10 protein-coding genes and 1 pseudogene are annotated in these 12,583 nt (G+C 43.4%); all 11 read left to right on the forward strand.

Going from position 1 to position 12,583, the window contains the following annotated elements; all coding sequences use genetic code 11:
• Positions 1-333, forward strand: a 333-nt coding sequence (locus CXF78_RS04795) for a gamma-glutamyl-gamma-aminobutyrate hydrolase family protein (protein WP_180957051.1), incomplete at its 5' end; no start/stop codon positions are given.
• 2 nt (positions 334-335) lie between these two features.
• Positions 336-1,691 (forward strand): glutamine synthetase family protein, encoded by a 1,356-nt coding sequence (locus CXF78_RS04800; protein ID WP_011638457.1) that lies wholly within the window; start codon positions 336-338, stop codon positions 1,689-1,691.
• 97 nt (positions 1,692-1,788) lie between these two features.
• Positions 1,789-3,189 (forward strand): aspartate aminotransferase family protein, encoded by a 1,401-nt coding sequence (locus CXF78_RS04805; RefSeq protein WP_011638456.1) that lies wholly within the window; start codon positions 1,789-1,791, stop codon positions 3,187-3,189.
• 258 nt (positions 3,190-3,447) lie between these two features.
• Positions 3,448-4,548: a polyamine ABC transporter substrate-binding protein gene (locus CXF78_RS04810; protein ID WP_102036138.1), complete on the forward strand. Its 1,101-nt coding sequence runs from the start codon at positions 3,448-3,450 to the stop codon at positions 4,546-4,548.
• 159 nt (positions 4,549-4,707) lie between these two features.
• Complete coding sequence (potA, locus tag CXF78_RS04815) at positions 4,708-5,844, forward strand: polyamine ABC transporter ATP-binding protein (protein WP_011638454.1); 1,137 nt, start codon at positions 4,708-4,710, stop codon at positions 5,842-5,844.
• On the forward strand, positions 5,841-6,740 hold the full coding sequence (locus CXF78_RS04820; RefSeq protein ID WP_102036139.1) for an ABC transporter permease subunit: 900 nt from the start codon (positions 5,841-5,843) through the stop codon (positions 6,738-6,740). The genes potA and CXF78_RS04820 overlap by 4 nt, the downstream gene beginning before the upstream one ends.
• The gene (locus CXF78_RS04825; RefSeq protein WP_011638452.1) at positions 6,737-7,552 is read left to right on the forward strand and encodes an ABC transporter permease subunit; all 816 of its coding nucleotides are present in this window, start codon (positions 6,737-6,739) and stop codon (positions 7,550-7,552) included. The genes CXF78_RS04820 and CXF78_RS04825 overlap by 4 nt, the downstream gene beginning before the upstream one ends.
• Before the next feature lie 208 nt (positions 7,553-7,760).
• Positions 7,761-9,047 (forward strand): NAD(P)/FAD-dependent oxidoreductase, encoded by a 1,287-nt coding sequence (locus CXF78_RS04830; protein ID WP_102036140.1) that lies wholly within the window; start codon positions 7,761-7,763, stop codon positions 9,045-9,047.
• 84 nt (positions 9,048-9,131) lie between these two features.
• Complete coding sequence (gabD, locus tag CXF78_RS04835) at positions 9,132-10,580, forward strand: NADP-dependent succinate-semialdehyde dehydrogenase (RefSeq protein WP_102036141.1); 1,449 nt, start codon at positions 9,132-9,134, stop codon at positions 10,578-10,580.
• An 11-nt stretch (positions 10,581-10,591) separates the two neighbouring features.
• The gene (gene gabT / locus CXF78_RS04840) at positions 10,592-11,866 is read left to right on the forward strand and encodes a 4-aminobutyrate--2-oxoglutarate transaminase (protein WP_011638449.1); all 1,275 of its coding nucleotides are present in this window, start codon (positions 10,592-10,594) and stop codon (positions 11,864-11,866) included.
• 134 nt (positions 11,867-12,000) lie between these two features.
• Positions 12,001-12,583, forward strand: a pseudogene (locus tag CXF78_RS04845) (methyl-accepting chemotaxis protein); the annotation flags it as partial.

Here is a 12,583-nt window from a genome sequence, read left to right on the forward strand (position 1 = left end):
GATAAGAAAGCCCCATTAGATGTGCAATATGGTATTTCGCATCCAGTTAACCTGGTTGCTGGCGGGCTCCTTCACGATGCATGGGGCTGTGACACAGCAGAGGTTAACTCTGTTCATACTCAAGGCGTGGAGCGTCTAGGTGAGGGGTTACAGCCAGAAGCATTCGCTCCAGACGGATTAGTAGAAGCATTTTCTGTTAAAAATGCTAAAAATTTTGCATTAGGAGTCCAATGGCATCCAGAATGGAAAGTAACCGAAAATGCATTCTACACTGCAATTTTCGAAGCATTCGGACAAGCCTGTAGACAACATGCGGCAACACAAGTGAGATAAAAATGGATAAGTTAATCGCTTTTTTAAAAGACAAAAAAATTACCGAAGTAGAATGTGTTATCAGTGATATGACTGGTATCGCACGTGGCAAAATTGCTCCAGTAGATAAGTTTGTATCAGAAAAAGGCATGCGTTTACCTGAGAGCGTGCTATTGCAAACAGTCACTGGAGATTTCATTGATGATGAGGTTTATTATCAACTTCTCGATGATGCCGATATCGATTTTGTCTGTGTTCCAGACGAAAATGCCGTGTTTATGTTGCCATGGACTGTTGAAGCTACCGCGCAGGTTATTCACGATTGTTATGATCGTATGGGCAATCCAATAGAATTGTCACCGCGTAATGTGTTGAAGAAAGTACTTAAGCTTTATGAAGATAAAGGTTGGGAACCCGTTATTGCGCCAGAAATGGAATTTTATCTGACTAAACGTTCTGACGATCATGATTTACCGCTTAAACCACCTATTGGTCGCTCTGGTCGTCCTGAAGCTGGCCGTCAGTCTTTCTCTATCGATGCTGCTAACGAATACGATCCTCTGTTTGAAGACATGTATGACTGGTGTGAAATCCAAGGGTTAGATATTGATACCTTGATCCATGAAGATGGTCCTGCACAAATGGAGATTAACTTCAGCCATGGTAATGCATTGTCATTAGCCGATCAGGTGTTCATTTTTAAACGCACATTGAAAGAGGCCGCATTAAAGCATGATGTATGCGCCACCTTTATGGCTAAGCCCGTTACTGATGAACCTGGCAGTGCGATGCACATTCACCAGAGCGTACTGGATATTAAAACCGGTAAAAACATTTTCACTAAAGATGATGGTACTCAAAGTAAATTATTCCTCAGCTATATTGCTGGCTTACAACAGTACATTCCTGAATTGCTACCGTTAATGGCGCCAAGCGCTAACTCTTTCCGTCGCTTTTTACCGGGGACTTCTGCACCTGTAAACTTGGAATGGGGCGTGGAAAACCGTACTTGTGGCTTACGTATTCCTGAATCATCACCACAAAATCGTCGTATCGAAAACCGTATTCCGGGGGCCGACGCTAACTGTTACCTCGCAATCGCGGCCAGTTTGTTATGTGGTTATATCGGTATGGTTGACGACTTAAAACCTTCTACACCTGTGACCGGTAAGTCGAACGAAAGCCGTACTAATAACGAAAACTGCTTACCGTTGACCTTAGAAGAAGCCTTAGTGGCGATGCAAAGCAGCGATGCTTGTATTGAGTATTTAGGTCAATCTTTTACCACTGGTTTTGTGGCGGTAAAACAAGCTGAACTTGAAAACTTTAGACGCGTTGTGAGTTCGTGGGAACGTGAGTTCTTATTACTAACGGTGTAATGATGGTTGGGCGCGTTGGCCTACATTATTAATGTATGTGGATAACAACAGATAGCAAATACCAACGGATTTGCTATCTGTTTGAAAGGATACCTGTATGACAAACCCATTATCGACAGATGCGATGAGCCAGCAGCACAAGCTTGAGCGTCTACAAGCTGCAGACAAACAGCATTTTATTCACCCATTTACCGATTCAAAGGGGTTAGCCGTAAAGGGCACGCGGGTGATAGAACGGGCTGAGGGAGTGTATCTGTGGGATGTAATGGGTCATAAACTGCTAGATGGCATGGCAGGCTTATGGTGTGTCAACGTGGGCTATGGTCGGCAGTCAATTGTGGATGCTGTCAGCAAGCAAATGCAAAAACTGCCTTTTTATAATAGTTTTTTCCAATGTTCTCATCCTCCAGCGATTGAATTAGCGCAAAAAATTGCTTCCCTTGCCCCTGCGCACATGAACAATGTGTTTTTTACTGGGTCTGGCTCTGAGTCAAACGACACCAACTTACGCATGGTACGACGTTACTGGGATTTAAAAGGCAAACCAAGCAAGAAAACCATTATTAGTCGGGTTAATGCTTATCATGGTTCTACTGTCGCGGGTGCCAGTTTAGGTGGTATGTCGGGCATGCATGAACAAGGTGATTTACCTATTCCTGGCGTAGTGCATATTGCGCAACCTTATTGGTATGCCGAAGGTAAAGATTTATCCCCAGAAGAATTTGGTTTGAAAACTGCGCAAGCGCTTGAAGCCAAAATTATAGAGCTTGGCGAAGACAACGTTGCTGCTTTTATTGCCGAACCTTTTCAAGGTGCAGGTGGGGTGATTATTCCTCCATCAACTTACTGGCCTGAAATAAAAAGAATTTTAGCCAAATACGATATTTTATTTATTCTTGATGAAGTGATCAGCGGTTTTGGGCGCACCGGAAAGTGGTTTGCGGCTGAGTATTTTGATTTGCAGCCCGACCTTATCACCATCGCCAAAGGCATGACATCGGGTTATGTGCCAATGGGTGGGGTGATTGTGTCAGACAAAGTGGCTGAGGTTATTAAGCAAGACTGCGGTGAATTTACCCACGGTTTTACTTATTCCGGTCATCCAGTTGCCGCAGCTGCTGCATTAGAAAATATTCGTATTATTGAACAAGAAAAATTAGTTGAACGTGTGGCTAATGATACCTCGCCGTATTTACAGTCGCGCTTACAACAATTGGCCGAACATCCATTAGTGGGTGAGGTGCGCGGCGTGGGTTTAGTTGCGGCCATCGAGTTAGTTAAAGATAAATCGTTACGACAACGGTTTGATGCCAACGTCGGCGTTGGAACATATTGCCGCGATGCGTGTATCACCCATGGTTTGGTGATGCGCTCCGTTGGCGACACTATGATTATTTCACCGCCATTGACCATTAGTCATGCTGAGATTGACGAGTTAGTTGCGAAAGCAACGCAGGCGTTAAATGATACTTATCAACACGTAAAAAACATGGGATGACGTCCCGTTACTGAATGATTATTGCAATATAGTGATTTTTTAACCAATTGCATTTCTACGATCTAGTAATCGGAAATGTTTTTGATAAAATTCGCGCTGAAGGAAACAAGTAATGTCGCGTTAACCATACCGATGCATAGTTAAGTTGTAGCATTGGATAATTTCTTTTATTAAAAAGAAGATTTTACACGCTGGTAAGACCTAGCGAAAAAAACGAATGTCAGTACCATTCTGACCATTATCCAACAGGGAGAAAGTATGAAGCTATCAAACAAACTATCCACATTGGCCTTAATTACTGCGGGTGTGTTTTCAAGCACCGCTATTCAGGCTCAGGAAGTGGTTAAAATGTACAACTGGTCGGATTATATTGCCGAAGATACCTTAGCCAATTTTGAGAAAGAAACCGGGATTCATGTCATTTATGACGTGTTTGACAGTAATGAAGTACTTGAAGCGAAATTGCTTTCTGGCCATAGCGGTTATGACATTGTTGTTCCGTCGAATCACTTTTTAGCTAAGCAAGTTAAAGCGGGGGCATTTCAAAAGCTCGATCGCGCTAAGTTGACTAATTATGCCAACTTAAAGCCTGATTTAATGAAACAGCTACAAAAAGCTGATCCGGCCAATGAGCACGCAATTCCGTATTTATGGGGCACTAACGGTATTGGATATAATATCGAAAAAGTGAAAGCCGTATTGGGTGAAGATGCGCCATTTGATTCTTTAGAGCTTATCTTTAACCCTAAGTATGCTGAAAAGATTGGCTCATGTGGTTTCTCGATGCTTGATTCTGCCGACGACATGTTGCCTCAAGCTCTGATTTACTTAGGCTTAGATCCAAACAGTAAAAATGCTGCTGATTATGAAAAAGCCGCCGAAGTTCTGGAAAAAGTGCGTCCTTACGTTACTTACTTCCATTCATCACGCTATATTTCTGACTTAGCTAACGGTGATATCTGTGTCGCGTTTGGTTTCTCTGGTGACGTATTCCAGGCTGCTGCACGTGCTGATGAAGCCGGCAACGGTAATAAGATTGGCTATTCTATTCCAAAAGAAGGCGCCAACTTATGGTTTGATATGTTAGCCATCCCACAAGATGCCACTAACGTAGATAACGCCCATAAACTGATTAACTATTTACTTCGCCCTGAAGTGATTGCACCTATCAGCAACTATGTTGCTTATGCTAACCCTAACGTTCCAGCACAAGCCTTAGTTGACGAAGCGATTCGTAACGACCCAGCCATTTACCCACCACAGTCGGTAATTGATAAGTTGTACATTGGCGATATTCGTCCATTAAAAATTCAACGTGTAGTAACGCGTGCATGGACCAAAGTGAAGTCAGGTCAATAACCTAACTCACTAGCACTCAGGGCGAGCCCTCTCGCCCTGTTTTTATAGCAGTATTGATGTATTTATTGGCTAATTTTGCCACTTTAACAGATTGTTACGTGTGCCCAAAAACAGGCTGTTCTGTTGCGGTACGCATACTCCAAAAGGCGGAGCAGTATTATGGTAAACACCTCGAGCGTCACTAATAAACCAACCACAAAGACGCAAGATAAAGTGCTGCTCAAAATTGAGCGTGTCAGCAAACTTTTCGATGATGTGCGCGCAGTAGACGACGTCTCGTTAACCATTAACCGTGGTGAAATATTTGCACTACTGGGTGGTTCAGGTTCAGGTAAATCAACCTTGTTACGCATGCTCGCGGGTTTTGAAAAGCCAACAGAAGGGCGTATTTTTCTTGATGGTGTCGACATTACTGATATGCCACCGTACGAACGCCCTATTAATATGATGTTCCAATCGTATGCTTTATTTCCGCACATGACGGTTGAACAGAATATCGCTTTTGGATTGAAACAAGACAAAATGCCGAAGGCTGATATTGCTGTGCGCGTTAAAGAAATGCTTAAACTGGTGCACATGGACAAATACGGTAAACGTAAACCGCATCAGTTATCAGGTGGTCAACGTCAGCGTGTCGCCTTAGCTCGTTCATTAGCAAAGCGACCTAAATTATTATTACTTGATGAGCCAATGGGCGCATTAGATAAAAAGCTGCGTACTCAAATGCAGTTAGAAGTGGTCGATATTTTAGAAGCCGTAGGTGTTACCTGCGTGATGGTAACCCATGACCAAGAAGAAGCCATGACCATGGCCGGACGTATTTCGATTATGCATGAAGGTTGGATAGCCCAAACAGGCAGCCCAATGGATATTTATGAGTCGCCAGCGAGTCGCATGGTTGCAGAGTTTATTGGTACGGTTAATTTATTTGAAGGTGAAATTATTGAAGATGAAGTTGACCACGCGATTATTAAATCGCCGACTTTATCGCAGCAGTTTTACATTGGTCACGGTATTTCAACCAGTCTAGAAAACAAAAATGTATTCTTGGCCCTACGACCAGAAAAAACCATTATTACCCGCCAAAAGCCTGAAAGTGAATATAACTGGGCTCACGGCGTAGTGCATGACATTGCCTATCTTGGTGGTTTGTCGGTGTATTACATTAAGTTAAAAAACAACCAAATTGTTCAATGCTCAATGATTAACCGTGAACGCCGTGCCGATCACCCAACGTGGGAAGACGAGGTTTACATCAGTTGGGAAGACACCAGCGGGGTTGTATTAAACTCATGAATAATCCATTGAAAATATTCAAAGGCCGACATCTCACCATGGGTATCCCTTACCTATGGTTGTTACTGTTTTTTGCCTTACCGTTCGCCATTGTATTAAAGCTGAGCTTTTCGACTGCTGCGATTGCGATTCCACCGTACGAGCCAACGTTTAATTATGTTGATGAGGCGCTAAATATATTCGTTAATCTGGGTAACTATTTGTTGTTACTGCAAGATTCAATGTATTACATGGCGTACTTAACCTCATTGAAAATGGCATTTGTTGCTACACTTGGCTGTTTGGTGCTTGGTTTTCCGATGGCTTACGCCATTGCCCGCGCCCCCGTAAAAATGCAGGCGGTATTGCTGTTACTGGTGATGTTGCCGTCGTGGACCTCATTTTTGATCCGTGTATACGCATGGATGGGTATTTTAAGTAACAACGGTTTAATTAATAACGCCTTGACTTGGTTAGGGGTTATTTCTGAACCAATCCAAATGCTGAATACTAATTTTGCAGTATATATCGGTATCATTTACGCCTATTTGCCGTTTATGATTTTGCCGCTTTACGCCACCCTAGTTAAATTGGATTTAAGCTTACTAGAAGCCGCTTCCGATTTAGGCTCTAGCAGTATCAATACTTTCTGGAAAATTACTCTGCCATTATCAATGGGCGGTGTAATCGCTGGCTCTATGTTGGTCTTTATCCCTGCCGTGGGTGAGTTTGTTATTCCTGAACTGCTTGGTGGTCCAGACTCATTAATGATTGGTAAGGTGTTGTGGCAAGAGTTCTTTAATAACCGCGACTGGCCAGTAGCTTCATCATTAGCGATTGTGATGCTAGCGTTATTGATTATCCCAATTACTTTGTTCCACCGTTATCAGTCACGCAGCATGGAGAGCGACGTATGAAGAACTTAAGTTTCTCTAAAGTGATGTTGTGGGTTGGGTTGATATTTTTATATGCGCCAATGCTTATTTTGGTCATCTATTCATTTAATGACTCAAAACTGGTTACCGTGTGGGGAGGTTTTTCGCCTAAATGGTATGGCGAGCTATTTCAGGACCAGCAGATATTAAATGCAGTTTGGACCAGTTTACGTATTGCCTTTTACAGCTCTACCATGGCAGTGATTATTGGAACGATGGCAGCGTTTGTGATGACTCGTTTTAGACGCTCATGGGCTAAGTTAACCTTGTCTAACATGATCACCGCACCTTTGGTTATGCCAGAAGTTATCACTGGTTTGTCGTTGTTACTGTTATTTGTACAAATGTCAGAAACCTTTGGCTGGCCCACTGAGCGCGGGATGTTTACGGTATGGATTGCCCACTCTACTTTCTGTGCTGCTTATGTTGCAGTGGTCGTGTCGTCAAGACTGCGTGAACTGGATTTGTCGATAGAAGAAGCGGCGATGGACTTAGGTGCAACGCGATTAAAAACCTTCTTTTTAATCACCATACCAATGATAGCGCCATCACTCATTGCCGGTTGGTTGTTATCATTTAGCTTGTCGTTAGATGACTTAGTGATTGCCAGCTTTACCTCTGGCCCTGGTTCTACAACCTTGCCTATGGTGGTATTTTCGTCAGTTCGCTTAGGGGTTTCACCTAAGATTAACGCACTCGCGACGATTATTATTTTAGCGGTATCTTTAGTGGCTTTCTTGTCTTGGTATTTTGCCCGCCGAGCAGAGAAAAAAGCTAAAATTGCGATGGAATAACAATACTCAATAAACACAATGTAAAAGCCATGCTGATGTCAGTGTGGCTTTTTATTTTTCGGTAATCTATTTGCTATATTCTGCTGACACGGGTGTTTAATATATTCAACAAAGTGTCAAAAATTACGCGATTAATGCTAGTTTTTAAATTTGCATAAGTGTAGGATGAGTGAGTTGAATTACGTTTTGAACCTTTAAAGGAAGCGCTATGTCCGCCACACCTCATGCTAGTTCATATTATGCTGCATCGGCTAATGATAAAGTCGAACGTCCTCGCTTAGAATCTACAATTGAAACAGATGTTTGTGTTATTGGCGCGGGCTATACAGGGTTGTCTTCTGCGTTACATTTATTAGAAAGCGGCATGAAAGTTGTGGTGCTTGAAGCGGCCAGAATTGGCTGGGGAGCATCTGGTCGAAATGGCGGCCAAATTGTCAATTCGTTTAGTCGCGACATTGATTCGATTGAAGGTGTTGTCGGCAAAGAACAAGCCAAGCTATTTGGTCAAATGGCATTTGAAGGTGGTCAGATTATTCGTGACCGTATTGCCAAATACAACATTGATTGCGACTTAAAAGATGGCGGTGTTTTTGCCGCCATGAATGCCAAGCAAATGGGCCATTTACAGAGTCAAAAATCATTATGGGAAGCTCATGGTCATAACAACCAGTTAGAGTTACTCGACCAGAATGGCATTCGCAACGTGGTTAATACCGATTTATATGTCGGTGGTTTACTCGATAAAAGCGGTGGCCATATTCATCCTCTCAACCTTGCATTAGGTGAAGCTCGTGCGGTGGAATCACTTGGTGGACTGATTTTTGAAGATTCAGCAGTTATTAAAGTGGATGACGGTGCGTCACCGGTTGTGCACACTGCTCAAGGCCAGGTTAAGTGTAAATTTGTGGTGGTGGCTGGTAATGCTTATTTAGGCAAATTGCTGCCAGAGCTACAAGCTAAATCAATGCCTTGTGGTACTCAAGTGATTACCACTGAACCATTGTCAGATGAAATGGCTGCGAGTCTATTACCGCAAGACTATTGCGTTGAAGATTGTAACTACCTATTAGATTATTACCGCCTTACTGGTGATAAACGCCTTATTTTTGGTGGCGGCGTGGTTTATGGTGCTCGCGATCCGGCCAACGTTGAAGCCTTGATTATGCCTAAACTATTAAAGACTTTCCCGCAGTTAAAAGGGATTAAAGTTGACTATGCTTGGACCGGTAACTTTTTAATGACGTTATCGCGCCTGCCGCAAGTGGGCCGCATTGGGGATAATATTTATTACTCACAAGGCTGTAGCGGTCATGGGGTTACCTATACTCATTTAGCAGGTAAGTTAATTGCCGAAATGCTTAATGGCCAAGCCACACGTTTTGATGCCTTTGCCGCATTACCACATTATCCATTTCCTGGCGGGCACGCACTTAGAGTGCCGTTTAGTGCCTTAGGTGCGTGGTATTACACGTTACGTGACAAGTTTGGCATATAACCATCAGTTGATTACCAGCTGGCTGTTAACGATTGATTAATCAATGATTAACTGAGTTTTATTAGAATTTAGTAGGAGCGCATTGTGATTTTAAATGATCCAAGCTTATTGCATGAACAATGTTATATCGATGGCCTATGGGTGGGTGCTAACAGCGGCGAAACGGTTGCGATCGCCAACCCTGCAACTCAAGAAATCATCGGTAATGTGCCTGTTATGGGCAAAACAGAAACCGAAGCAGCCATTACTGCAGCCAATAATGCCTTACCTGCATGGCGCGCGCTGACTGCCAAAGATCGTAGCCAAAAGTTACGCCGTTGGTTTGAGTTAATGCATGAAAATGCTGAAGACCTAGCGTTGATGATGACGACCGAGCAAGGTAAACCGCTGGCAGAATCAAGAGGTGAAGTAACCTATGCCGCCTCGTTTATCGAATGGTTTGCTGAGGAAGCTAAGCGTATTTATGGTGATACCATTCCTGGTCATCAAGCAGATAAAAGACTGACTGTTATTAAACAACCTGTTGGTGTGACTGCGGCGATTACCCCGTGGAATTTCCCTGCTGCGATGATCACCCGTAAAGCGGGGCCTGCACTAGCAGCCGGTTGTACTATGGTCGTTAAACCTGCGCCGCAAACGCCATTTACCGCATTAGCGTTAGCTGAGCTTGCACATCGTGCGGGTATTCCTGCTGGCGTGTTTAGTGTTATCACTGGAGATGCGATTGCGATTGGTAATGCTTTATGTGAAAGCCCTATTGTGCGTAAGTTATCATTTACCGGCTCAACTGCGGTAGGGATTAAGTTAATGGAGCAATGTGCTCCAACACTTAAAAAACTGTCATTGGAATTAGGTGGTAATGCACCGTTTATTGTTTTTAATGATGCCGATATTGATGCCGCCGTTGATGGCGCAATGATTGCTAAATACCGCAATGCAGGCCAAACCTGTGTGTGTGCCAACCGTATTTATGTTCAAGCTGGTGTGTATGAGCAGTTCACGCAAAAGTTCGCAGCTGCAGTTGCTAAACTAAATGTAGGTAATGGTGTTGATGACGGTGTGACTACTGGGCCATTAATTAATGCCGATGCAGTGACCAAAGTACAACGTCATTTAGCCGATGCGGTTGCTAAAGGCGCAAGTATCGTCACTGGCGGTAAAGCACATAGCTTAGGCGGTTTTTTCTTTGAACCAACCATTTTACGTGACGTTGATAAATCGATGCTAGTTGCCAAAGAAGAGACTTTTGGCCCATTAGCACCGCTATTCAAATTCGACTCAGTAGATGATGTGATTAAACAAGCTAACGACACTGAGTTTGGTTTAGCCGCTTACTTTTATGGCCGTGATATTTCACTGGTGTACAAAGTAGCAGAAGCACTTGAATACGGTATGGTGGGCGTTAACACGGGATTAATCTCAACAGAAGTGGCGCCATTTGGTGGTATTAAATCGTCTGGATTAGGCCGCGAAGGTTCTAAGTTTGGTATCGATGAATACCTTGAAATGAAATATATCTGCATGTCAGTTTAAGAGAGCGGGCTATGACTAAAACAAATGATGGACTAATGGCTCGTCGCCAAGCGGCAGTGGCTCAAGGTGTTGGACAAATACACCCAATCTTTACTGAACGTGCTGAAAACGCCACTGTATGGGATGTTGAAGGTCGTGAATATATCGACTTTGCCGGTGGTATTGCGGTACTCAATACTGGCCATTTGCACCCTAAAGTTAAAGCGGCTGTGGCAGCGCAGCTAGATGCATTTTCTCACACATGTTTTATGGTGTTGGGTTACGAAAGTTACATTGCGGTATGTGAAAAACTTAACCATTTAGTGCCAGGCGATTTTGCTAAAAAAACCGCCTTATTTACCAGTGGTTCTGAAGCGGTCGAAAACGCAGTTAAAGTAGCCCGTGCTTATACAAAACGAGCAGGCGTTATCGCATTTACCTCTGGCTATCATGGTCGAACCATTGCTGCGCTAGCATTAACTGGCAAAGTCGCACCGTACAGTAAAGGCATGGGCTTAATGTCTGCCAACGTGTTCCGGGCTGAATTTCCTTGTGAAATGCATGGCGTGTCTGAAGATGATGCTATGGCATCAATTGAACGTATTTTTAAGAATGATGCCGAGCCTGCAGATATTGCTGCAATTATATTAGAACCTGTGCAAGGCGAGGGTGGCTTTTATGCCGTTACGCCATCATTTATGAAGCGCTTACGTGAATTGTGCGACAACCATGGCATTGTGTTAATTGCGGACGAAGTACAAACCGGCGCTGGTCGTACTGGTACTTTCTTTGCGATGGAGCAAATGGGTGTAGCCGCAGACATTACTACCTTTGCCAAGTCTATAGCCGGTGGTTTTCCACTGTCGGGTATTACCGGTAAAGCAGAAGTCATGGATGCAGTAACCGCAGGTGGTTTAGGTGGCACTTATGGTGGCAGCCCGATTGCTTGTGCTGCTGCGTTAGCTGTTATTGAAGTGTTTGAAGAAGAGCAGTTATTAACTCGCGCTAATGAAGTCGGTAATCGGCTTAAATCGGCATTAACGGATATGCAGGCTAAGTATTCGCAAATTGCTGATGTACGTGGATTGGGTGCAATGATCGCCATAGAGTTAATGGAAGATGGTGAACCTGCTCCGCAGTACAGCGGTAAGATTTTAACTGAAGCACGTAACCGCGGACTGATTTTATTGTCTTGTGGCACCTACGGTAACGTGATTAGAGTGCTGGTGCCATTAACTGCGCCAGATGCACAAATTGATACTGGTCTTGCGATTATGGATTCGACATTTCAGGCAGTGTTTAAATAACGGCTCTTTTTGTCAAAATAATCAATAAAATCCCGTTTTTACGGGATTTTTTATATCTCACTCATACTTAATCTTTAAAGCTGACTACACTTTATTGTATCTGAAAATTAATACTAAAGCGGGAGCTCAATTGAATGAAGGCATTATCCATTAAGTCAAAGTTGTTATGGATCACCTCGGCGTTATTTGTTGCCACAGTAATTACACTCTCTTTAAGTTTATGGCTAGGGTTAAAAGATAAGAATAGCAGCTTGGCTGCAGAGGTTGAGGTTGCGTTACAGCAAGAGATTAATGACAAACTTTCAGCAAGAGCGGGTGAGTATGGTGAGCGTATTGCTGGATTTATCAATGAAGCTTATCGGGTTCCCTTTTCGTTTGCAGGCTTACTGGAACAAACCTCAAAAAAAGATCCTTTAAGTCGTGAGCGGGTGGAGTTATCGCTTGCGGCAATATTGCAGAAAAATAACATAATATCATCGATGTATGCGCAATTTGAACCTAATGGCTATGATGGTCTCGATGACAGTTATCTTCAAGGTGACAGCCACAGTGTACCGAATGCGGGCACATTAGAAATTTACTACACTCGTAATGATGATGGCACAGTAGAACAGAATCAAGTTGATGAGGCGGCTGAAAAATACATTGCCACGTTAAATGAGTTTGGCGTTCGTGAGGCTGAGTGGTATTTGTGTGCCAAAGACAGTAAAAAGTCGT

The organism is Shewanella sp. 11B5 (assembly GCF_002836795.1).
GTDB classification, from domain to species: Bacteria; Pseudomonadota; Gammaproteobacteria; order Enterobacterales; family Shewanellaceae; genus Shewanella; species Shewanella frigidimarina.